Source organism: Salinimicrobium catena, from assembly GCF_900102915.1.
GTDB lineage: Bacteria > Bacteroidota > Bacteroidia > Flavobacteriales > Flavobacteriaceae > Salinimicrobium > Salinimicrobium catena.
The window spans coordinates 199522-219502 of the sequence record NZ_FNGG01000003.1; the positions used below are offsets into that span (position 1 = coordinate 199522).

The 19981-nt window shown below is 45.0% G+C and carries 26 protein-coding genes; 12 read left to right on the top strand and 14 right to left on the bottom strand.

The window, feature by feature from the left end; translation table 11 throughout:
• Nucleotide 1 precedes the first annotated feature (1 nt).
• The 7 genes from BLS64_RS08710 (at nucleotide 2) to BLS64_RS08740 (ending at nucleotide 6086) form a co-directional block, all read left to right on the top strand.
• Nucleotides 2-361: a DUF3703 domain-containing protein gene (locus BLS64_RS08710; protein ID WP_093113131.1), complete on the top strand. Its 360-nt coding sequence runs from the start codon at nucleotides 2-4 to the stop codon at nucleotides 359-361.
• Between the two features lie 122 nt (nucleotides 362-483).
• On the top strand, nucleotides 484-969 hold the full coding sequence (locus BLS64_RS08715; protein WP_093113132.1) for an acetyl-CoA carboxylase biotin carboxyl carrier protein subunit: 486 nt from the start codon (nucleotides 484-486) through the stop codon (nucleotides 967-969).
• Nucleotides 970-1018: 49 nt separating this feature from the next.
• The gene (gene accC / locus BLS64_RS08720; RefSeq protein ID WP_093113133.1) at nucleotides 1019-2461 is read left to right on the top strand and encodes an acetyl-CoA carboxylase biotin carboxylase subunit; all 1443 of its coding nucleotides are present in this window, start codon (nucleotides 1019-1021) and stop codon (nucleotides 2459-2461) included.
• A gap of 10 nt (nucleotides 2462-2471) precedes the next feature.
• The gene (locus BLS64_RS08725) at nucleotides 2472-4013 is read left to right on the top strand and encodes an acyl-CoA carboxylase subunit beta (RefSeq protein WP_093113134.1); all 1542 of its coding nucleotides are present in this window, start codon (nucleotides 2472-2474) and stop codon (nucleotides 4011-4013) included.
• A 137-nt stretch (nucleotides 4014-4150) separates the two neighbouring features.
• Nucleotides 4151-5050 (top strand): NAD(P)-dependent oxidoreductase, encoded by a 900-nt coding sequence (locus BLS64_RS08730; protein WP_093113135.1) that lies wholly within the window; start codon nucleotides 4151-4153, stop codon nucleotides 5048-5050.
• Between the two features lie 63 nt (nucleotides 5051-5113).
• The gene (locus BLS64_RS08735; RefSeq protein ID WP_093113136.1) at nucleotides 5114-5671 is read left to right on the top strand and encodes a YeeE/YedE family protein; all 558 of its coding nucleotides are present in this window, start codon (nucleotides 5114-5116) and stop codon (nucleotides 5669-5671) included.
• A gap of 1 nt (nucleotide 5672) precedes the next feature.
• Nucleotides 5673-6086 (top strand): DUF6691 family protein, encoded by a 414-nt coding sequence (locus BLS64_RS08740; protein ID WP_093113137.1) that lies wholly within the window; start codon nucleotides 5673-5675, stop codon nucleotides 6084-6086.
• Here the strand turns inward: BLS64_RS08740 and BLS64_RS08745 are convergent.
• Both BLS64_RS08745 and BLS64_RS08750 read right to left on the bottom strand, forming a co-directional pair.
• Nucleotides 6083-6442 carry a hypothetical protein gene (locus BLS64_RS08745; RefSeq protein ID WP_093113138.1) on the bottom strand — a complete coding sequence of 120 codons (360 nt, stop codon included), beginning with the start codon at nucleotides 6440-6442 and terminating at the stop codon, nucleotides 6083-6085. The genes BLS64_RS08740 and BLS64_RS08745 overlap by 4 nt on opposite strands.
• 205 nt (nucleotides 6443-6647) lie before the next feature.
• Nucleotides 6648-7274 (bottom strand): trimeric intracellular cation channel family protein, encoded by a 627-nt coding sequence (locus BLS64_RS08750; protein WP_093113139.1) that lies wholly within the window; start codon nucleotides 7272-7274, stop codon nucleotides 6648-6650.
• Between the two features lie 158 nt (nucleotides 7275-7432).
• Here BLS64_RS08750 and trxB point away from each other — a divergent pair, with 158 nt between their 5' ends.
• Nucleotides 7433-8404 carry a thioredoxin-disulfide reductase gene (gene trxB / locus BLS64_RS08755; protein ID WP_093113140.1) on the top strand — a complete coding sequence of 324 codons (972 nt, stop codon included), beginning with the start codon at nucleotides 7433-7435 and terminating at the stop codon, nucleotides 8402-8404.
• 58 nt (nucleotides 8405-8462) lie between these two features.
• On the opposite strand, the gene BLS64_RS15205 is transcribed toward trxB, so the two are convergent.
• The 4 genes from BLS64_RS15205 to BLS64_RS08770 are packed head-to-tail and all read right to left on the bottom strand — an operon-like array spanning nucleotide 8463 to nucleotide 11231.
• Complete coding sequence (locus BLS64_RS15205) at nucleotides 8463-8615, bottom strand: hypothetical protein (RefSeq protein ID WP_176763455.1); 153 nt, start codon at nucleotides 8613-8615, stop codon at nucleotides 8463-8465.
• A gap of 18 nt (nucleotides 8616-8633) precedes the next feature.
• Complete coding sequence (locus BLS64_RS08760; protein WP_093113141.1) at nucleotides 8634-10373, bottom strand: PspC domain-containing protein; 1740 nt, start codon at nucleotides 10371-10373, stop codon at nucleotides 8634-8636.
• Nucleotides 10366-10710, bottom strand: a complete 345-nt coding sequence (locus BLS64_RS08765; RefSeq protein WP_093113142.1) for a PadR family transcriptional regulator — start codon at nucleotides 10708-10710, stop codon at nucleotides 10366-10368. The genes BLS64_RS08760 and BLS64_RS08765 overlap by 8 nt, the downstream gene beginning before the upstream one ends.
• Nucleotides 10707-11231 carry a DUF4870 domain-containing protein gene (locus tag BLS64_RS08770; RefSeq protein WP_093113143.1) on the bottom strand — a complete coding sequence of 175 codons (525 nt, stop codon included), beginning with the start codon at nucleotides 11229-11231 and terminating at the stop codon, nucleotides 10707-10709. Before BLS64_RS08770 ends, BLS64_RS08765 begins: the two co-directional genes overlap by 4 nt.
• A gap of 144 nt (nucleotides 11232-11375) precedes the next feature.
• Between BLS64_RS08770 and BLS64_RS08775 the strand changes: the two genes are divergently transcribed.
• The 3 genes from BLS64_RS08775 to BLS64_RS08785 all read left to right on the top strand — a co-directional run bounded on the left by BLS64_RS08775 (nucleotide 11376) and on the right by BLS64_RS08785 (nucleotide 13037).
• Entirely contained in the window at nucleotides 11376-11867 is a 492-nt protein-coding gene (locus BLS64_RS08775) for a DUF4442 domain-containing protein (RefSeq protein WP_093113144.1), read from the top strand.
• Nucleotides 11868-11910: 43 nt separating this feature from the next.
• Nucleotides 11911-12711 carry a TIGR00266 family protein gene (locus BLS64_RS08780; RefSeq protein ID WP_093113145.1) on the top strand — a complete coding sequence of 267 codons (801 nt, stop codon included), beginning with the start codon at nucleotides 11911-11913 and terminating at the stop codon, nucleotides 12709-12711.
• A 131-nt stretch (nucleotides 12712-12842) separates the two neighbouring features.
• A complete protein-coding gene (locus tag BLS64_RS08785) occupies nucleotides 12843-13037 on the top strand; it encodes a hypothetical protein (protein WP_093113146.1) in 195 nt (64 codons plus the stop codon).
• A gap of 57 nt (nucleotides 13038-13094) precedes the next feature.
• Here BLS64_RS08785 and BLS64_RS08790 read toward each other — a convergent pair whose 3' ends face one another.
• The 5 genes from BLS64_RS08790 to BLS64_RS08810 all read right to left on the bottom strand — a co-directional run bounded on the left by BLS64_RS08790 (nucleotide 13095) and on the right by BLS64_RS08810 (nucleotide 16406).
• On the bottom strand, nucleotides 13095-14036 hold the full coding sequence (locus BLS64_RS08790; protein ID WP_093113147.1) for a LysR family transcriptional regulator: 942 nt from the start codon (nucleotides 14034-14036) through the stop codon (nucleotides 13095-13097).
• A 106-nt stretch (nucleotides 14037-14142) separates the two neighbouring features.
• The gene (locus BLS64_RS08795) at nucleotides 14143-15027 is read right to left on the bottom strand and encodes an arsenite methyltransferase (protein ID WP_093113148.1); all 885 of its coding nucleotides are present in this window, start codon (nucleotides 15025-15027) and stop codon (nucleotides 14143-14145) included.
• Between the two features lie 18 nt (nucleotides 15028-15045).
• Complete coding sequence (locus tag BLS64_RS08800) at nucleotides 15046-15381, bottom strand: ArsR/SmtB family transcription factor (RefSeq protein ID WP_093113149.1); 336 nt, start codon at nucleotides 15379-15381, stop codon at nucleotides 15046-15048.
• 138 nt (nucleotides 15382-15519) lie between these two features.
• Nucleotides 15520-15963: a hypothetical protein gene (locus BLS64_RS08805; protein ID WP_093113150.1), complete on the bottom strand. Its 444-nt coding sequence runs from the start codon at nucleotides 15961-15963 to the stop codon at nucleotides 15520-15522.
• Between the two features lie 11 nt (nucleotides 15964-15974).
• Nucleotides 15975-16406, bottom strand: a complete 432-nt coding sequence (locus BLS64_RS08810) for a hypothetical protein (protein WP_093113151.1) — start codon at nucleotides 16404-16406, stop codon at nucleotides 15975-15977.
• A 204-nt stretch (nucleotides 16407-16610) separates the two neighbouring features.
• On the opposite strand from BLS64_RS08810, the gene BLS64_RS08815 reads away from it, so the two are divergent.
• The gene (locus tag BLS64_RS08815) at nucleotides 16611-16829 is read left to right on the top strand and encodes a hypothetical protein (protein WP_093113152.1); all 219 of its coding nucleotides are present in this window, start codon (nucleotides 16611-16613) and stop codon (nucleotides 16827-16829) included.
• A gap of 53 nt (nucleotides 16830-16882) precedes the next feature.
• Here BLS64_RS08815 and BLS64_RS08820 read toward each other — a convergent pair whose 3' ends face one another.
• From BLS64_RS08820 to BLS64_RS08830, 3 genes are read right to left on the bottom strand one after another with little or no spacing between them, the layout of a single operon-like run.
• Entirely contained in the window at nucleotides 16883-18277 is a 1395-nt protein-coding gene (locus tag BLS64_RS08820; RefSeq protein WP_093113153.1) for an MBL fold metallo-hydrolase RNA specificity domain-containing protein, read from the bottom strand.
• Entirely contained in the window at nucleotides 18270-19127 is an 858-nt protein-coding gene (locus BLS64_RS08825) for a restriction endonuclease (RefSeq protein ID WP_093113154.1), read from the bottom strand. Before BLS64_RS08825 ends, BLS64_RS08820 begins: the two co-directional genes overlap by 8 nt.
• Nucleotides 19124-19981, bottom strand: a complete 858-nt coding sequence (locus BLS64_RS08830; RefSeq protein ID WP_093113155.1) for a universal stress protein — start codon at nucleotides 19979-19981, stop codon at nucleotides 19124-19126. The genes BLS64_RS08825 and BLS64_RS08830 overlap by 4 nt, the downstream gene beginning before the upstream one ends.

Consider the following 19981-nt stretch of genomic DNA (forward strand, 5'->3'; position numbering starts at 1 on the left):
AATGAAGTTTAACACCACCATTCCCAGAGATATCAAGTTTCACTACTTGAAGGAACTGGAGCAGTACAGAGAAGCCTTTAAAAAAGGCAATCTTATTCATGCCTGGTACCACCTGGAACGGGCTCACGTGATAGGGCAATCTTATCCTATTGAGCATTCCCGTGCACACTGGCTCATGTTGAAGTTCGGTTTTGCCGTGAAGGACTGGAAGGAGATCCTGGGGCAGATTCCCCGTTTATTGGTAGGTGGTGTCAAATCTTTTGTAGGGCAGATCCCTACTGGGAATACGGGAGGTGCTAATGTGCCGCCGTTAAAGCCTATGCCTATTCCTCCAGATATTCAGGAAATTCTCAAGAAGTAAGAAGACTATATAATTAGAAAGAGGGCTGTTCGTCGTGAACAGCCCTTTTTTATTAGGAAATTCTTAAATACAAGGGTGATTAATTTTTTTATATTTACAAAAAGTGCCGAAAAGCCCGCTATATGGAACAAAAATTTAAAGTTGTTGTGAACGGTGAAATGGAATTCTTTTTCACCAAAGAAGAAATAGACAACCTCGATCTTCAAAAGAACACAACCAACGGATTCCACGTCCTAAAAGACCACCGCTCCTTTAAAAGCCAGATCCAGAATTCAGATTTCCTGAAAAGAAACTATTCGCTAAAGATCAACTCCCACACTTATGATGTGAAGATCTTCAATGAGCTTGATCTTTTGATCGAAGACATGGGACTCAGCCTTGCCTCGGCCAGTGTGGTGAACGACATTAAAGCTCCCATGCCGGGACTGATACTTGACGTACAGGTAAAAGAAGGAGATGAAGTACAGGAAGGAGATTACCTGCTGGTGCTGGAAGCCATGAAAATGGAAAATACCCTTACCGCGCCCAGAGACGGAGTGGTCAAATCTGTTACGGTCAAAAAAGGGGAAACGGTTGATAAGAATCAGCTGTTGATCGAAATGGAATAAACGAAACCTACCTCCAGAAAAGGATTTTTAAGACATTAAAAGTTATAGCATGAAGAAAATACTGGTTGCCAATCGCGGGGAGATTGCCCTCAGGGTTATGAAGACGGCCCAGAAAATGGGGATCAAAACCGTGGCTGTCTATTCTACAGTTGATAGAAATTCACCGCATGTCAAGTTTGCCGATGAAGCCGTCCTGCTTGGCGAAGCGCCTTCCAATCAATCTTACCTGGTCATGGACAAGATCATTGAAGTGGCCAAAAAACTCAATGTAGACGGCATCCATCCCGGTTACGGATTTCTAAGCGAGAATGCAGACTTTGCCGAAAAAGTGGAACAGAACGGGATCACCTGGATAGGCCCCGGTTCAAAAGCCATCAGGGTAATGGGGAGCAAGCTTGCAGCTAAAGACGCAGTGAAAAAGTATAAGATCCCAATGGTACCGGGAATCGATGAGGCAATTACAGACCCTGAAGAGGCTAAAAAGATCGCGAAGGAGATTGGTTTTCCTATCCTTATCAAAGCTTCAGCCGGAGGCGGAGGTAAAGGGATGCGGGTGGTAGAGAAGGAGAAGGACCTGAAGGACCAGATGAAGAGGGCAATAAGTGAAGCTGAATCGGCCTTTGGTGACGGTTCGGTTTTTATAGAAAAATACATAGGGAGTCCGCGCCACATTGAGATACAGGTACTGGCCGATACTCACGGAAATTTTCTGCACCTTTTTGAAAGGGAATGCAGCATTCAGCGGCGTCACCAAAAGGTGGTAGAGGAAGCTCCTTCTGTGGTCCTTGACGAAGAGCTTAGGCAACAGATGGGGGAGGCCGCGGTGAAGGTGGCCCGGGCGTGTGATTACATTGGTGCGGGAACCGTGGAGTTCCTGCTTGATGAAGAAAAGAATTTTTATTTCCTCGAAATGAACACCCGCTTGCAGGTAGAGCACCCGGTCACCGAATTCATTACAGGAAAGGACCTGGTGGAACAGCAGATACGTGTGGCCAGGGGTGAAAAACTGAATTTTTCACAGGATGACCTTTCCATTAACGGACATGCTGTGGAACTAAGGGTTTATGCCGAAGATCCCATAGAAGACTTTATGCCCAGTGTGGGCTTGCTGGAAAAATACCGCGGGCCGTCAGGAGAAGGCATCAGGCTTGATGACGGTTTTGAGGAAGGGATGGAAGTCCCAATTTATTACGATCCTATGCTGGCAAAGCTCATCACCTACGGAAAGACCCGTGAAGAAGCCATTCAGTTGATGATCAAAGCCATTGATCAGTACGAAGTGCAGGGGGTAAGCACCACGCTCCCCTTCGGAAAGTTCGTCTTTGAACATGAAGCCTTCAGAAGCGGGAATTTCGACACCCACTTTGTAAAAAGGTATTATTCCGCAGAAAAGCTGGAGGAAGAAACCCGGGAAGAGGCCCGATTAGCGGCGATGATAGCCCTGAAGCAATACCTGGAAGACCAGCAGGCATTGAGATTACCCAATCATTAATCTTCATTACATGAGTGAAAATACCCGAAAATTACAGGAAAAAATATCTGAAGCCCTAAAAGGCGGAGGCGAGAAACGAATAGCCAAACAGCACGAAAAAAAGAAACTTACTGCCCGGGAACGTGTGGATTACCTTCTTGACGAGGGCTCCTTTGAAGAGATCGGGATCCTGGTGACCCACCGCACCACCGATTTTGGAATGGAAGACCAGAAGTATTATGGTGACGGCGTGGTCACCGGCTACGGTACCATCAATGGAAGACTGGTCTATGTCTTTGCCCAGGATTTTACCGTTTTTGGAGGTTCCCTTTCTGAAACCCATGCCGAAAAGATCTGTAAGGTGATGGACCACGCCATGAAAGTGGGAGCGCCTATTATTGGATTAAACGATTCAGGTGGGGCAAGGATACAGGAAGGAGTGCGATCGCTGGGAGGTTATGCAGATATTTTCTACCGCAATGTGCAGGCTTCAGGAGTCATTCCGCAGATATCGGCTATAATGGGGCCTTGTGCCGGGGGAGCCGTTTATTCTCCCGCAATGACCGATTTCACCCTGATGGTTCAGGATACCAGTTACATGTTCGTGACCGGTCCTAACGTGGTGAAGACGGTGACCAATGAATCGGTTACTTCCGAAGAGCTTGGAGGGGCGAGCACCCATTCGACAAAATCCGGCGTTACCCACCGCACGGCTGCCAACGATCTTACCTGTTTGGAAGATATCAAGACCCTGCTGAGTTACCTGCCGCAGAACAACAAGGAAACCACCGATAAGTTGGAGTATAAGCTGGAGGACGAAATGCGGGAAGAACTGGAGAGCATAGTGCCCGATAGTTCAAGTAAGCCGTATGACATGCACGAGGTGATCAAGGGGATTATTGACAAGGAATCATTTTTTGAGATCCATAAAGATTATGCAGATAACATCATTGTGGGATTTGCCCGCCTTGGAGGGCGCAGCATTGGGATAGTCGCCAATCAGCCCATGAGCCTTGCCGGAGTCCTGGATGTGAATTCCTCCAAGAAAGCGGCCCGTTTCACCCGTTTTTGCGACTGCTTTAATATTCCGTTGCTTGTGCTGGTTGATGTTCCCGGATTCTTGCCCGGAACCGACCAGGAATGGAACGGGATCATCCTGCACGGGGCGAAACTTTTGTATGCCCTGAGTGAGGCCACCGTGCCAAGGGTAACGGTGATCACCAGGAAGGCATACGGGGGAGCGTATGATGTGATGAACTCTAAACACATTGGCGCCGATCTTAACTTTGCCTGGCCAACTGCAGAGATCGCGGTAATGGGAGCCAAGGGGGCCAGTGAGATCATCTTTAGAAAAGAGATCCAGGAAGCCGACGATCCCGAAGTTAAACTGTCTGAAAAAGAGGCAGAGTACGCTGCCAAGTTCGCCAATCCGTTCAAAGCCGCTCAGCGCGGTTTCATAGACGAGGTGATCATGCCAAAGGAAACCAGGAGAAAACTGTTGAAGGCCTTCAGCATGCTGGAGAATAAAGAGGTGCTGCGGATAGACCGGAAGCACGGGAATATTCCTTTATAAAATTCAAGGTTCAAGTTTTCAGGTTCCAGGTTTGAATTTAAAATTCAAGATTTGAAATTCAAGAACATGGGCCATTGAAATCGAATACCTACAATCTAAAGTCTCACTTTTCACATCTAATATCTCATATCTCAAATATGAAATTTAAAAAGATCGTTTGCGTTGATAACACCAAATTGCAGGACTGGGCCCTAGAGGAGCTGCAGCAGTACAGCGAGCAAGAGATTGAGGTTTACGACGACTATCCGGCTTCTGAGGAAGAAGTGGTGAAAAGAATACAAGGCGCCGATGCGGTGATCGTTTCCTGGCGCACTATACTGGATGAAAAGATCATTTCTCAGTGTCCCGATCTAAAATACATTGGCATGGCCTGCAGCCTTTATGATGACGCTTCTGCTAATGTTGCGGTGAACTTTGCCCGGGAACGAGGAATTACCGTCACGGGTATCAGGGATTACGGAGATCCTGGTGTAGCGGAATTCATTATTGCTGAACTCATAAGGCTGCTTCACGGATTTGGGGAGCATCAATGGCGGGAGATGCCAGAAGAGCTTTCCGGTAAGAAGATCGGGATCATTGGCCTGGGCACAACCGGCCAATTGCTGGCAGAATGTCTGTTGCCGTTCGGGGTGGATCTATATTATTTCAGCCGTACCCGGAAAAAAGAGTGGGAGGAAAAAGGGGTAAAATATCTGCCGCTTGAGGGTCTGCTGCAAACCGCCGAGATCATCTCTTTTCACCTTCCGAAGAACACCGTGCTTTTAAAAGAAAAGGAATTTGAACTTTTTGGAAATGGAAAAATTCTTATTAATACTTCGCTGGGATTACCATTTGACGAAGAAGCTTTTAAGGAATGGCGGCAGGGAGAAGGCAATTTTGCCATTTTTGACGGGGACGGAAAAAAGCAACTTGCGGTAGAAGTGGAAAAATATTTCAATGTTCTTATTTCAGAGAAGAGTGCGGGCTGGTCTGCTGCAACTCAGGAGCGGCTTTCGAACAAGGTGCTACAGAACATTAAAGATCAGCTCGAAAAATAAAGGCACACATTTTGTCTGTACTCTGGAAAACATCCCATAGTAACTTCTTGAAAATTTGATTAAATGGATTTAATATTAGAACCCTGGCCGTGGTATGTGGCGGGGCCAATGATCGCCTTGGTCATGTTCCTGCTCATCTTCATGGGAAGGAAATTCGGTATGTCTTCAAACCTGGAAACCATGTGCGCCGTTTGCGGAGCAGGCAAAAAGTCAGAATATTTCAGTTTTGACTGGCGAGCCAATCGCTGGAACCTGGTTGTGATTCTGGGTGCCGCTATTGGCGGATTCGCAGGCGCGCACCTCCTGAGCACCGGCGAAGCAGTGGCCATCGCTCCTGAAACTGTCGAAAAACTAAATGCACTTGGTTTTGAGAGTGCCGGAAAAGCCTACCTTCCTGAAGACCTTTTCAGCACCTCCGCCCTTTCAGACCCTTTTGCCCTGGCCATTTTGATGATTGGTGGTTTGCTGATCGGTTTTGGGGCAAGATATGCCGCGGGATGTACTTCGGGTCACGCCATCTCCGGGTTAAGCAATTTACAGCTGCCCTCACTTATAGCGGTGATCGGGTTTTTTATTGGCGGCCTTGTTATGGTCCATTTACTTTTTCCAATGATCTTTTAGAATGAGAACACTAGCATATCTTTTTATCGGCATTTTCTTTGGCGTGGTAATGTATAAATCTGAAGCAGCTTCCTGGTTCCGCATCTATGAAATGTTCCATTTTGATTCCTTTCATATGTACGGCATCATAGGTTCGGCGCTTTTTCTGGGAGTGGTTGGGGTGCAACTCATCAAAAGAAGGAAGATGAAGACCTTTTTTGGAGAGCCCATAAAAATAGCCCCTAAAGAAAGAGGCTTTAAAAATTACCTTTTTGGAGGTGTGATCTTTGGTCTTGGGTGGGCTTTAGCGGGGGCATGCCCCGGGCCTATCTATACTTTGATAGGCGCGGGATATGTTTCGATACTCATAGTTCTTGCCGGTGCGTTGCTGGGAGCTTTTCTTTATGGTCTGCTTCGGAAGAAGCTGCCTCATTAAAGATTGGCGTAGGCAAGAAGCGTATCAGAATAGTCCACAGAGAGTTCATAAATAATGCCTTCCCGCCATTCGCCTCCAAATACATTTCTGTTCTCCAGCTCCTTTTGAATGAAGTAGTTGAGGTCTTCATTTCCGGAGGCAACATTGATACACTGAATCTTCTTGTCTTCAGAAATAGAAAAGAAAATGGTAACTTCCAGTTCTTCGTCCAGAATAAGATGGGATTCCTGAAGAATGTTTTCAATTTCGTGTGAAATGGAGTTCATATCTGCAAATCTTTCTTCTGAAGGATTGGCATACAACATAGTGCTAAGGGAAACCGCACAACCGAGTAGTAACATCTTGAAAGTTTTCATGACTATAAATTTTAATAATTCTACAATGGCGGGGGAAAAAAGAATCTTTACTTAATAGACTGTCTGGGATTCAAATCGTTACAGGTTTTTCGCGATTTTAACACGGGAAAATGGAAGGTTTTTCAAAGCACCTGAAATTGCTGAAGTTTCCGAAGATTCCAGTCAAAAAAAAATAGTCTAACCTCCAAAAAAGGGCTTTTGAAGATCAGGTTTTTGAAGAAAGATAGAACGAAGGCAGGGAAATGTGATATTTGACCACCACCAGCCGAATCAGGATCACCGTTAAGGAGGTGGCAATGTAGATGATATCGGTATCCACGGCCAGCTGGTGCAGGATGACGAATGCCAGCCCACCGATGATACAGGCGGTGGCGTAGATCTCTTTTCTGAAGATCACCGGGATCTCGTTACAAAGTATATCCCTTATCACCCCACCAAAGGTTCCCGTCATGGCGCCCAGGGCGATGGAAATTATAGGATTCAGGTCATTTTGTACTCCCATCTCAACCCCGGTGATGGTAAATACTCCCAGCCCGATGGTATCGAACAGGAAAAGGGACTTTTTCAGGTGGTTTAATTTGCTTCTGAAGATAATGGCAAAGATGGTCACAACTCCAATTAGATAAATGTAGAGGATATTTTCCATCCAGGTAACCGGTGTACTTCCAATAAGCACATCCCGCAAGGTCCCTCCGCCAATTGCAGTCACGAATGCGATGATGAAAATTCCGAAGAGATCCAGCCTTCGGTTCATGGCAGAGAGAGCCCCTGAAATGGCAAAAGCAATGGTTCCCAGCAGGTCCAGGATGAAGAATAAAGAGAATTCGGTCATGTACTTTGGTCAGTTCTAAGGTGAAGGTAAGAAAAACCTGCTAACATAGGCAATTTGATCATTTTAGGTGTCTATAAAAGTATAATAAATCTGTATCTTGGCTGTTGTAAGTTTTTAGTGAAAGTTGCTACTTTTACCATATATAAAAAGTTTGAGAAATGAGTGAAACTACTGAAAGAATAAAGTGTCTGATCATAGGATCTGGGCCTGCAGGTTATACTGCAGCCATATATGCCGCCAGGGCCGATCTTAACCCTGTAATGTACACAGGTTTGGAGCCCGGAGGACAGCTTACCACCACTACCGAAGTTGATAACTTCCCGGGTTATCCCGAAGGTGTTGACGGGCCGGCCATGATGGTTGACCTGCAAAAGCAGGCCGAGCGTTTTGGGACGCAGGTGAGAATGGGAATGGTGACCGAAGTTGAATTCAGCAAAGAAGTAGGAGGGGTGCACAAGGTTTGTGTGGACAACTCTACCTGGCTGGAAGCCGAGACGGTGATCATCTCTACGGGAGCAACCGCTAAATATCTTGGACTGCCAAGTGAGCAACGTCTTAGGGGCGGAGGAGTTTCTGCCTGTGCCGTTTGTGACGGATTCTTCTATAAAGGACAGGACGTTGCTATAGTTGGTGGAGGAGATACAGCTGCCGAGGAAGCCACTTACCTGGCAAACATCTGTACCAAGGTGACCATGCTGGTCAGAAAAGATGAGATGAGAGCTTCAAAGGCCATGCAGCACAGGGTAATGAACACTAAGAACATCGACCTGCGCTACAATACCGAAGTTGATGAGGTACTGGGAGACCAGGTAGTGGAAGGCCTGAGAATGGTGAACAACCAGACCGGGGAAAAAGAGGAGATCAAGATCACCGGATTGTTCATTGCCATTGGGCATAAACCAAACACCGAGATCTTTAAAGGGCAGCTGGATATGGACAGCACCGGGTATCTTATCACTAAAGGAAAGTCAACAAAAACTAATATTCCGGGAGTATTCGCTTCTGGAGATGTACAGGACAAAGAGTACCGCCAGGCGATCACAGCCGCAGGTACCGGTTGCATGGCTGCCCTTGATGCAGAACGTTACCTCGCGACCATAGAAAGCAGTGAAGAAGTAACTGCGAAGTAGTCAATAGAAATACAATAAAAAAAGCAGCCCGAAAATGAATTTTTCGGGCTGCTTTTTTTTAGATGTTTTGTTCGGTCTTACAGTCTTTGGGAGACTGTTCTGTGAGCTGTTCGGTTTTCACCTTTTCCTCATCAGGCTTCTTTAATTCCTCCTGGGGAGAAAGAAGCAGGCTGAAGAGACTGGCAATTAGAATTTCATAAAGAATGCTCATGATCTGCATTTTTTGAGATTAACTCTTTGATTGAGATTTTATGTTGAGGACTTCCCTGTTGTTCTCGTCCTTCACCTTTACACCTTTCCTGTTGATCTGTACATTATATTCTTCTCCGTCAACATCAAGACGGGCTTTGACCTCTCCGTCTTCTTCATCTTCACCCCAGTTATCTTCGGAATCACCCCATGGATCTTCCTCTTCTTCGGGACAATCCAGGCATTCTGTGCCGTTCCTGGTAATGAGAAGGAATTGTTCCTCGTCTCCATTCTGAAGCACATCTTCATACCAGTCAGAATTCCGGTGAAAGCTATAGGTATTATCAGAAGCGTAAAGAACAGATCCGACCGGAAGAAAAACGGTTACCTGCACCTCCTGGTCACGGTACTTATTTTCAGGTGCCGTGGTCAATTGTCCTCCCAGTTCAAGCCTGTTGTTGGAAAAAGAGGTGGAGTAATTGATCTTTTCGGCCCGGGCCATGGCTTCCTCCCTGGTCTTGCCTTCAGCCGACTTTCTTATTTCAAGTCGTCCTACGGAATCCTGCGTGGAACGCACAATTAACCTGATGTCCTGCGACCAGATCACATCTCTCCCGCTGATATTAGAAAAATTGAAATTTCCGCTCTTATAAGGAGTTGAATTCAGTTCGGGATCTCCTTTCATGCTCAGGTATAGCGTATCATTTGCTTTTACCGGAAGAGCTTCTGTGATCACCACTTCCCCGTCATGGGCTCTTTCTGTAGCCTGTTGTATTCCGAAGAAAATAAGACCCATTACAGAGATGATCCAAAGTCCGAGTAAAACCAGTTTAGCGGTTCTTCCGATGGATTTCAGCTTTTTCACCAGGATCTTCAGTCCCAATACAAAGAGGAAAAAGAAAGGGATACCTATGGCAAAAAATGCCAGTAGAGAAATGATCCAGATGCTGTCGGCCCCGGGGCCTACTATTTCAACATATTCTGTCCAAGGAGCTTCAATTATTCCGAAGGTGCCTATAGAGAACAGTCCGATGAAAAGTCCTATCAAAGTTGTTCCGGCTATAAGAAGCAACAGGATACCTATGAACTTAACGAACAGGTTGAGCAGGAACATGATGCCGTCGCCCAGGGCGGTAGCCGCAGAACTGGCTCCGGAACGCGCTTTATACCCGTACTTTTCATAGTTGATGTCCTTCATTTTTCCGGAAACATCATCAAAACCCTCCCGGATCTTCCTTTCTATATTGCTGATGGTTACCGGCTCCCCCCGCATGGCGAGTTTATCGGCAGTGGTTTTTGCTTCGGGAACGAAAATCCAAAGAGCGATATAGATAAGAATGAAAGCACCGGTCGAGAAAATGGTGAGCAGTACCCATGCAAGACGCAGCCATATAGGGTTGATACCCAGGTAATGGCCCAGACCCGAGGAAACACCGCCAATGTAAGCGTGATCTGTGTCTCTGAAAAGTTTTTTGCCTTTGGTGCGGGTAGTGGGTTCATCCTCGAAAAGTTCCTCATCAAGCATATAATCTTCGGGCTGACCCATAACCGCGATCACCTCGTCAACTTCACGGCTGGAGATCACCTGGCGTTCGTTCTTGATCTTTTCTGTGAAAAGTTCAGCAATACGGGCCTCGATATCGTTAATGATCTCGTCCCTGCCATGGGTTCCTGTTAGGGAGCGTTTAATGGCTTCCAGGTAGTGCTGTAACTTGGAATAGGCATCTTCATCAATATGAAAGAAAATGCCGGCAAGGTTTATATTGACTGTCTTATTCATGATTCTTCGAATTTTGGGTGGTTACGATGGTTACTGCGGTTTGCAGTTCTTCCCAGGTATGGGTGAGTTCTTTTAAAAATATCTTTCCGGTCTCTGTAAGGCCGTAATATTTTCGCGGGGGTCCGCTGGTAGATTCTTCCCAGCGGTAGTTGAGCAACCCGGCATTTTTGAGGCGGGTAAGCAAAGGGTAAATGGTACCCTCAACTACCAGCAGTTTCGCGCTTTTGAGAGTATCCAGGATCTCGGCCACATAGGCATCGTTGTCCTTTAGTACCGAGAGAATGCAGTACTCAAGAACCCCTTTGCGCATTTGGGCCTTTGTGTTTTCAATCTTCATAGCGTTTGGTTTTGAGTGTTTGTAAACTGTTCATTTTTTGATTGATTTATTCCGGAAGTATCCGGAGTGATGAAATTGATGGTTAATGGATATTGATATAGCTCGCCCTCATTGGCTTTGATGGTTGCTGAAATGACCCCATAAATATTGAGCACGAACATGGTTAGCAGCAACAATATGATGACCAGAGCAAAAATGATCAGGGGCATGGCTTCTGCCGGATTCCCGATGACCCTGAAGTGATCATTAAAGTAAAAGGGCTCTTCAAAATTCAGGTTTAACCCGATCAGGATCACGCCCGCCACTCCCAGCATAATGAGAAAAATGGAATAGAGGTAGAGGCTTAACTGAAAGTTAAGCGCCTGCTTGCCGTGTTCGTTCACAAAAGCATCTTCCTTTTTGGCCATCCACAGGATAAGCGGGAAAATGAAATTTCCCAATGGGAAAAAGAATTGAGAAAAAGTAGACAGGTGGATGAGAGCCGCTACCGTTTTGTCAGGATTTTTAATTTCAGATTTCATGATTGATGATTTTCTAATACAAATATATATCTTAAAAATGGTATTATGCAAAACAAAGTACTATATTTTTTATCCTGAGGATGAAAATTTAACATTTTAGGATATTCGGGAAAATGAATACTTTTAAGGAAATCAAAAGCGATCATGAAAATTACTACCCGAAAATTAAACTCTTTTCTTATGTTTAAACTTCCCAGTGCCTGGTTTTGCGGGGTACGGGTAAAGGAAATAGATAAAGAAAGATGTGTGACGGGAGTGAAGCATCGCTGGATCAACCAGAATCCCTTCAACTCTCTTTATTTTGCGGTGCAGGCCATGGCAGCCGAACTGAGTACGGGAGCGCTGGTGATGGCCGGGATTCAGCAAAGCGGAAAGAAGATCTCGATGCTGGTAGCCCAGAACAAAGCAGTGTTCACCAAGAAAGCAACAGGTAAGATCAGGTTCATTTGTGAAGATGGCGCTGTGATCTCTTCGGCGATAGAGAAGACCCTGGAAACGGGGGAGGGGCAGACCTTCTGGATGCGGTCTGTTGGACTTAATGAAGAAGGGCAGGAAGTCTCAGTCTTTGAATTCGAATGGACCATCAGGGCTAAAACGGCAAATAAAAAAACTACTGCTGCGGAATTGAACCTTTAATTTCTGCGGTGCATTTTACAGATATATATTAAAAATCATTGATATGAACTCACACGAAATAGATTACGAGATCTTTGGGGAAGAGATGCAGTATGTAGAACTGGAGCTCGATCCGCAGGAGGCTGTGATAGCCGAAGCCGGGAACTTCATGATGATGGAAGACGGTATTAAAATGGATACCATTTTTGGAGACGGTTCCAAACAGAACGAAGGTTTTTTAGGAAAGGTGCTGGGAGCGGGCAAACGCCTGCTCACCGGGGAAAGCCTTTTCATGACGATTTTTTCCAATTTTGGAGCAGGCAAAAAGAAGATCAGTTTTGCTTCCCCTTACCCGGGAAAAGTGATCGCTCTGGATCTTAGTGAATACGGCGGAAGGTTCATCTGTCAAAAAGACGCTTTTCTATGTGCCGCTCAAGGCGTCTCTATTGGAATCGAGTTCAGCAGAAAACTGGGAAGAGGCTTCTTTGGAGGAGAAGGTTTCATCATGCAGAAACTGGAAGGTGACGGAATGGCTTTTGTTCATTCAGGTGGGACGACAGCCAAAAAAGTGCTGCAGCCGGGAGAAAAACTGAAGGTGGACACCGGGTGTATCATAGGTTTTACTAAAGAAGTTGATTATGATATCGAATTCGTAGGTGGAATCAAAAACAGCATTTTTGGCGGCGAAGGTTTGTTCTACGCAACCCTAACAGGACCGGGTACCGTTTTCGTACAATCTTTGCCATTTAGCCGACTGGCAGGAAGGGTTCTCGCGGCTGCTCCACAAGGGGGAGGTAAAGATAAAGGAGAAGGTAGTATCCTGGGTGGACTCGGCAACCTGATGGATGGCGACAACCGATTTTAACAATGTTAAAATTAGTTTCTTCTTCATCAAAAGGTAAAAAAATTGTATTTTTAGGAAGTCTAACGAAAACGTTTGAGCCTGGAGAAAATAACTACATTTCTAACCAGTTTTCTTAAAATTTAATAGCAACTATGGCGAGAGCGATGTATGAATACACCAAAACGGTGCTTAATAAAGTGAGTTTTGATGTAACGCTTTTCTGCAAGGAGGTGAAAAAAGCACTTCAGCGATTATTACCTTACGAGATCGAAGAATTAAAAGTCTTTATCTTTACTTTGATCAGGCAGAATCCACAACTTAATCAATGTTTAATTTATTTACCTTAAAACTTTAAATAGAAAAAGTGGCTGAAAAGCCACTTTTTTTTTGGTGTTAGCCTTTGCTTATTTCTTGTGGAGCGGACTGATTATCTTTACGTTTTGAAAGGTAATGGCTCCCCTTATCACTCCTGCTATGGTAGAGCGAAGGGCTTCAATGATCTGCATCTTAAGTTCACTCTTGTTATAGATAAGACTTACCTCACGAGCCGGGGAAGGTTCAGAGAACATTTTCAGATTCTTCTTCTCGCTCTCGCTCATCTCTAAGGTCTGTAGGTATGGCAATAAGGTCATTCCCAGGCCTTCATTGGAGAGTTTTACAAGAGTCTCAAAACTTCCGCTTTCCAATTGAAAATGATCGTCTCCGGAAGTTCTGGTAGACTTGCAAAGATTCAGAATACCTTCTTTAAAGCAATGTCCGTCCTGTAACAATAAAATATCATCGAGGTCAAGATCGTCTACCTCAAGTTTGGTTTTCTGGCTCAAACGATGTCCTTCGGGAATGTAGCCCACAAAAGGTTCATAGTATAAAGGGGCTTCCTTTACAGAAGGCAGTTCAAGCGGAGTGGCGGCGATAGCGGCATCCAGGTGCCCGTCCTGCAGTTTCTCTATGATGGCCTCTGTATGAAGCTCTTCGATCTTCAGTTTCACCTTGGGGTACTTCTTAATAAATGTCTTCAGAAACATAGGAAGCAGGGTAGGCATTACGGTGGGAATGATCCCCAGCCGGAACAAACCGCCTACAAAACCTTTTTGCTGGTCCACAATATCCTGTATACGATCGCTTTCATTGACAATATTTCTGGCCTGCTGCACGATCTTCTTTCCTGTTTCGGTAAGCTCGATCGGTTTCTTGCTCCTGTCAAAAATGAGCACATCCAGTTCGTCTTCCAGCTTTTGTATCTGCATTGAGAGGGTGGGCTGGGTTACAAATACCTTTTGCGCCGCTTTCGTAAAGTTCTGGTGTTCAGCAACAGCCAGGACATAGTGTAATTGCGTAATTGTCATTCGGGGGCGAATTTTATGATAGCAAATGTATAAATTTTTCTTATCATAAAAATTAAATCAACTTTTATGGCTTATAACTATGAGCAATATTAGCTTTTCACGCCTTTTAACAACATCCTGAACCCGGAGCACAGGTGTTGTTATTTAGATCGCTCATGATCAGCTTAGGCTTTTTTGCCTGTCCGCCCGGTTTCTGTCCAAAAACCGTAATACTAAAGATACCTGTCTGGCCGGTTTGGAAAGTCTTGATATCTTCGGCACTTAAATATTTACTAAGAATATCTTCTGGAATATGAATTGGCTTCTCCTTTTGCAGAGCAATGTTCTCAAAACCCGATTCTTTAATAATGTTTAAGTACTCCTCTTTTTGAATGGCTCCAGAAACACAGCCGGCATACATTTCGGCGTCCTGCTGTAAGGCTTCAGGAAGTTCCCCTACCAGGACGATGTCTGAGATGGTAAAATGCCCCCCGAATTTCAAAACCCGAAAGATCTCCTGTACCACTTTCTGCTTGTCCGGCACCAGATTCAGCACACAGTTGCTCACTACCACATCGGCAACATCATTTGATACAGGCATCTCATCTATGTCTCCTTCTCTAAATTCCACATTATTATAGCCCAGCTTTTCTGCATTTGATCTCGCTTTTTTGATCATAGCCGGTGTGAAATCTATCCCAATTACCTTTCCTGATGCCCCTGTTTCGTGACGGGCTATGAAACAATCGTTTCCTGCACCCGAACCCAGGTCGATCACGGTATCACCTTCCGTGATCCTTGCAAATTGAGTTGGAAGTCCGCAGCCCAGGCCAAGATCTGCATCCTGATTGTAGCCTTCCATTCCGGTATAATCATCGGTCATGATGTTATACACCTCTCCTGAAGAGTATCCTGCCCCACAGCAGGAGGACTGGTTAAGAGATCTTTCCTGTTCAGCTATTTGACTGTATTTGTCTTTGACGATCTGTTTAATGTCTTCTGATGTTTTCATTTTCCGGTATATTTTAAGCTAACAACAATCACCTTTGGCAGGCTCTGAGAGCCGGCTAAATAAGTTATTGAATTGGGATTCCACTTCTTTCCACCTGGTTGGATCCAGGCAATAGCAAATGGAAGAACCTTCAATACTTCCCTTAAGGATCCCTGCATCACGCAGCTCACGCAGGTGCTGGCTAATAGTGGCTTGTGCCAGCCCCAATTCCTGTACCAGGTCTCCGTTAATGCAGGTCTCGCTCTTTAATAGATAGTCGATGATGGCTATCCTTGCGGGATGAGCGAATGCCTTTGCCAGGGAGGCAAGTTCATTTTGCTGCGACGTAAAAAGGTCTTTTTTAGTGATTCCCATAATTCGATTTGTATTATTGCAATATTACGATAAAAATAGAATCCAGTCAAACCTCAGCAAAAAAAATGCAGGTCCCTAAGGACCTGCAGGCTCTAAAACTCTCTGTGTGCTATGAAGAATTTTAGTCAGGCTTCATTATCATGTAAGCAATCTTTTTTGTTTTTGTTGTTTCAGGGCCTGTGAAACCGCTTCAAAGATCTCCTTTTTAAGTTGTTTGTATTCCTTCAAGTAAGCGTTCACGGCCTGTAAGTTCTTCTTGTGTTCCTGCCTGTACTGCCTGCCTTCTTTAGGCTCGTCAACATTCTCCACGAGCCTGTCAAGTCGGTTAGCATGTTCATTCACCTGTTGCTGCAGGCTTTTAAGGTTTTCCCTTGAATCGGTTAACCGGTCAATGAGCTCTTTTATCCTGGAGAACAGGTGTGATTCAATAATTGGCATGGTATACTCCCTTAGCATATCTTCAAAGAAGCGGTGTTCATCCTGGATGAACCCGATCTCCGATTGCCATTGTAAGGAAGTGAAATGCATCTCATCTGGTGTTTTCCACTCGATGTACCTGAACTTGGGTGTTTTATTTTTCATGGCCTTATGCTTTAATGTTCTTTACTGCTTTTTCTTAATAATCCTGCTGTATGGGAAAATACCGCAAGCTTGAATTGATTGAAGTTTTTCAGGAAAGATTCAACCCTTTGCTGCAGTTTGAGGTGCTCATCATGATAAAAGATCTCGCAGCTAATGTCTTCACACTCCATCATTCCTTCTATGTCATATCGATTGTTATGAACTTCCATGGTAAGCTGCAGGTTGTCTGCTCTTAAAGATTCGAGTTGCCCGCCGTATTGCTGCAGTTTTTCGTAGAGGTTAAGAATGTTCTTCTGAAAAATATCGGCGCTCAGGAACTTTTCAAGGAAATGTATCTCTTCAGCGGTGTAGGATAACTGGTTTTTCCAATCCTCGTTTTCCTTCAGAAGCTGTGCTATTTCCTTTTCATTTGCCGAAAATTTCCGTGTTGCCGACCTTGACATAACCCTCTGTTTTATAGGTTATAAGATACTACTTTTTAGAGTCAAAATAAAATGATAAATGTCAAACGTGTCCAAAAAATGAGGGAGAGATATTCAGATTATTAACAGCATAAAAGAAGGAAAAAAATATTTTTTCCCTTTTGTTTGGTGAATTCGAAAATAGCATACATTTGGCGCCTCAAACAATTAATAAATTGATTTAAAATGAAAAGATCATTTTTGACTTTTGCCGTTATCGCAATGGTATTGACCTTTACTTCTTGTAAAGAAACTCCTGCTGAATCTACCCAGGAAGGTGAAGTAGAAGTAATGGAGACTCCTGCTGAAACTACTATTGAAGCGGTTGAGACTCCTGCTGAAGAAGTAGTGGATACTACTGCAATCATGGCAGAAGACAACGTAGATACCACTTCTGTAGAGTAATTCTACTTAAATAACACGGCATTATTGCCAAAGGGAAGGGATCTGTGACTTGGTTACAGATCCTTTTCTTTTTCACCAATCGTGATCTTAACTACTTCCTGAAGGTTGGGCAAATGAACATTCCAGCCGGTTTGATCCTTCAGTTTTACCCTTAACACGTCTCTAGCAGTATTTTCTCCATGTATCAAATACACCGCCTCGGGTATATTTCTTATCCCGCTTACCCAGTCAAGCAGCCCCTGTTGATCTGCATGGGCAGATAGGCTGCCTATGTTGAGGATCTTCGCGTTTACGGTGCAGTATTTTCCGAATATTTTGATGTCGTGTGCTCCCTCCTGCAATTGGCGTCCACGGGTACCTTCAGCCTGGAAACCCACTAAAAGCACAGTAGTGTCAGGCTTATCCAAATAATATCTCAAATAGGTGAGAACCCTGCCGCCGGTGACCATGCCGCTGCCGGCAATGACCACTTTTGATCTATTGTCGTCTACCGTTTTCCAGGTATCCTTATAAGAAGTGATCATTTCAAAGAAATTTTCCATTGACCTAAGATCGGTCTTGGAGAGCTTATGCCAGGAGGAAAACCGTTCAAAAACCGTCCATACCGCGTTGCCCATAGGGCTGTCAATGAAGACCGGCAGATGGGGGATCTTGTTCTGATCGTAAAGTTTCCAGATGAGGAACATTAATGTTTGCAGCCGTTCCACGGCAAAACTGGGTATGATCAAGGTTCCTTTCTTCTGAAGAGTTTCTTTGATTGTACCGGCCAGGATCTCTGCCGCGTCCTCCGCAGGGTGCAGCCGGTCTCCATAAGTGCTTTCCAGGATAAGATAGTCTGCCCATTCAGGGTGAGAAGGGGGCTCCAAAAGCAGATCCTCCTGCCTTCCTATATCTCCCGAAAAAACAAAGATCTTTCCGAAGATATCCAGTTCAATGAAAGTGGCCCCAAGGATATGCCCGTTCTTCAGGAAGCGATAGCGGATATTTTCTGAAGCTTCGTACCAGCTTTCAGGTTCGGCTGAGTGGAAGAGACCGGTTGTTTTCTCAACATCTTCTATAGTATAAAGGGGCAGGGCAGGATCGTGCTTTGTGTATTCTTCTTCATTTGCACGATCGGCATCTTCTTCCTGTATCTTGGCACTGTCAAACATGATGATCTCGGCAATGGCCAGAGTGGGGGCTGTTCCTCTTATTGTGCCAGTGAATCCTTTCGAAACCAGGCGTGGCAGGTATCCGCTGTGGTCCAGGTGCCCGTGGGTTAGCAGTACCAGGTCGATCTCATCAGGTGGAAAGGACGGTTCTTCCCAGTTAAGTTCCCTTAATTCTTTTAATCCCTGGAACATTCCGCAGTCGATAAGAATATTCATCTCTTCGGTTTCCAGCAGAAATTTGGAGCCAGTAACAGTACCGGCTGCCCCAAAGAAATGTATTTTGACGGTCTTACTCATCTTTCTTTTGAACTGTACATAACATTCGCATCTCCTTCAGGATCTTCTTCTTCCTGGTTTCTGAAACCCCCAGGTGATCTAGGAAAAATTTATCTTTCACAAGATCCTGGCAAAGGACCACATCCCGGCTCAACAGGAACTCTTTTTCTCTTCGGGAAAGTAAAGTTGAAACCGTAATAGGATAAAGCCCGGCATGATCTATTCTTTCCTTTAATCCTGCGCCCTTGGGAAAATCCCATCCAAGCAGTGTGAGCCCTATGCATTTGGCATATTGCACCGCATCGCTCGTGAAACGGGTATTGGTAACTACCCAGCCTTCGTTAAAGAACTCTTCGGGATCGTGTTTCGCCCGGTAATGATTTTCAATATCCCTGAACCTGGAATGAATATACAGGGGGATCTTTACGTTACAATAACGGCCCTGTTCACTATGAAATTTACACTCGATAAAAAGTTTGACCTTGTCTTTTTGTGCAACTACATCAACCTCATGGGTAACGCAGATGCCCTGTACCACTTTTCCCACCTCCACCTTGTATCCGGTATGCGCAAGAAGGGCGCCCACGAATTTTTCAAAAGGATAACCTGTAGGCCCCAGTTCATAAATAGCCTTTTTGAGCTTATACCGGGAAGCCAGAACCGAATCCTTTTCCTTTAGCAGCTCGAACGCCCTGTTATAGACTTCCCTGGTGGTTATTCCTTCATACAGTTCAGATTCTATTGTGTGGAGGATCTGGCGGATCGAAACCTCATCTGCACCCGATTTTTTAAGAGAGCGGCCGATCTTTTCCAGGGAAAAGCTGGCTTTCTCTCCCGAGGCTGTGGTGATCTTTAGGTCGGTGCTATTCATTTTTCATCAGGTTGATGTAGGATCAAAACAGGTACTTTTGAAAAGTGGGCCAGGTTCTTGTATAACGGATCGAACAACAGATTTTCCAGCAGACTGTGTTTTTTGTTGATGAAGGCTATCAGATCACTTCCACGGCTCTCTGTAAAGGCGTAAATGCCCAGGGGAATGTTAAGGAACTCCAGGGAATGGAAGGAATGATCGGCTTGTTGCTCCCTTAGATGTTCAAGGATCCATTCTCTGTTTTCTTTTTGCCGGTCATTCAGTCCGCCTTCTTCCATGATGTGGAGTATACGAATGGGAGCGTCAAAATTCTGAGAAAGCTGAACCAGGAAATTCAGGTCTTTAGGAATCAGTTCGCTCTTAAAACCGTGGGCCAGAACGATCTCCTTAAGGGAATGGAACTGTACATGGCCGGGGATAGCCAGGATAGGGCAGCGTTTGATCTCCTCCATAAGATTTACTGTATTACTGCCGTAGACCACCTCAGTGTCTCCGGTATGGCCGTGGGTGCCAATTACCACAAGGTCTGCTTTGTATTTTAATATGGCCTCCCGCACTGCGGGTACCAGGGGCTTATTGGCTGAAGTGAAGCCGAACCCCTGATCTTTATTAGGAGACTTATTTTTCAGGTCTTCTACCAGCTGCTTTAGTTCGATATTAATTCTTTCTCTTGCCTTTTCCAGAACTCCCGGTGCAGGTTTGGGCGTGAGCCGGCTGCTTTCTTCATAATCCCGAACTTTGTAAACATGCAGCAGCTGGAAGTGACAGGCTTCTTTTTTATATAGCTGAAGGGCATACGAGATGGCGTTGCGGGAGTAATCGGAAAAATCTGTAGGTAAGAGTATGGTCTTCAT

Coding starts and splice junctions, on each gene's coding strand:
- BLS64_RS08820 (WP_093113153.1), bottom strand. CDS start 18,277: ATGAGTAAGACCGTCAAAATACATTTCTTTGGGGCAGCCGGTACTGTT.
- BLS64_RS08780 (WP_093113145.1), top strand. CDS start 11,911: ATGAACTCACACGAAATAGATTACGAGATCTTTGGGGAAGAGATGCAG.
- BLS64_RS08805 (WP_093113150.1), bottom strand. CDS start 15,963: ATGAAAAATAAAACACCCAAGTTCAGGTACATCGAGTGGAAAACACCA.
- BLS64_RS08740 (WP_093113137.1), top strand. CDS start 5,673: ATGAGAACACTAGCATATCTTTTTATCGGCATTTTCTTTGGCGTGGTA.
- BLS64_RS08765 (WP_093113142.1), bottom strand. CDS start 10,710: ATGAAGATTGAAAACACAAAGGCCCAAATGCGCAAAGGGGTTCTTGAG.
- BLS64_RS08715 (WP_093113132.1), top strand. CDS start 484: ATGGAACAAAAATTTAAAGTTGTTGTGAACGGTGAAATGGAATTCTTT.
- BLS64_RS08725 (WP_093113134.1), top strand. CDS start 2,472: ATGAGTGAAAATACCCGAAAATTACAGGAAAAAATATCTGAAGCCCTA.
- BLS64_RS08775 (WP_093113144.1), top strand. CDS start 11,376: ATGAAAATTACTACCCGAAAATTAAACTCTTTTCTTATGTTTAAACTT.
- accC (WP_093113133.1), top strand. CDS start 1,019: ATGAAGAAAATACTGGTTGCCAATCGCGGGGAGATTGCCCTCAGGGTT.
- BLS64_RS08750 (WP_093113139.1), bottom strand. CDS start 7,274: ATGACCGAATTCTCTTTATTCTTCATCCTGGACCTGCTGGGAACCATT.
- BLS64_RS08810 (WP_093113151.1), bottom strand. CDS start 16,406: ATGTCAAGGTCGGCAACACGGAAATTTTCGGCAAATGAAAAGGAAATA.
- BLS64_RS08795 (WP_093113148.1), bottom strand. CDS start 15,027: ATGAAAACATCAGAAGACATTAAACAGATCGTCAAAGACAAATACAGT.
- BLS64_RS08790 (WP_093113147.1), bottom strand. CDS start 14,036: ATGACAATTACGCAATTACACTATGTCCTGGCTGTTGCTGAACACCAG.
- BLS64_RS08800 (WP_093113149.1), bottom strand. CDS start 15,381: ATGGGAATCACTAAAAAAGACCTTTTTACGTCGCAGCAAAATGAACTT.
- BLS64_RS08785 (WP_093113146.1), top strand. CDS start 12,843: ATGGCGAGAGCGATGTATGAATACACCAAAACGGTGCTTAATAAAGTG.
- BLS64_RS08735 (WP_093113136.1), top strand. CDS start 5,114: ATGGATTTAATATTAGAACCCTGGCCGTGGTATGTGGCGGGGCCAATG.
- BLS64_RS08730 (WP_093113135.1), top strand. CDS start 4,151: ATGAAATTTAAAAAGATCGTTTGCGTTGATAACACCAAATTGCAGGAC.
- BLS64_RS15205 (WP_176763455.1), bottom strand. CDS start 8,615: ATGAGCATTCTTTATGAAATTCTAATTGCCAGTCTCTTCAGCCTGCTT.
- BLS64_RS08815 (WP_093113152.1), top strand. CDS start 16,611: ATGAAAAGATCATTTTTGACTTTTGCCGTTATCGCAATGGTATTGACC.
- BLS64_RS08760 (WP_093113141.1), bottom strand. CDS start 10,373: ATGAATAAGACAGTCAATATAAACCTTGCCGGCATTTTCTTTCATATT.
- BLS64_RS08825 (WP_093113154.1), bottom strand. CDS start 19,127: ATGAATAGCACCGACCTAAAGATCACCACAGCCTCGGGAGAGAAAGCC.
- BLS64_RS08710 (WP_093113131.1), top strand. CDS start 2: ATGAAGTTTAACACCACCATTCCCAGAGATATCAAGTTTCACTACTTG.
- BLS64_RS08745 (WP_093113138.1), bottom strand. CDS start 6,442: ATGAAAACTTTCAAGATGTTACTACTCGGTTGTGCGGTTTCCCTTAGC.
- BLS64_RS08830 (WP_093113155.1), bottom strand. CDS start 19,981: ATGAAGACCATACTCTTACCTACAGATTTTTCCGATTACTCCCGCAAC.
- trxB (WP_093113140.1), top strand. CDS start 7,433: ATGAGTGAAACTACTGAAAGAATAAAGTGTCTGATCATAGGATCTGGG.
- BLS64_RS08770 (WP_093113143.1), bottom strand. CDS start 11,231: ATGAAATCTGAAATTAAAAATCCTGACAAAACGGTAGCGGCTCTCATC.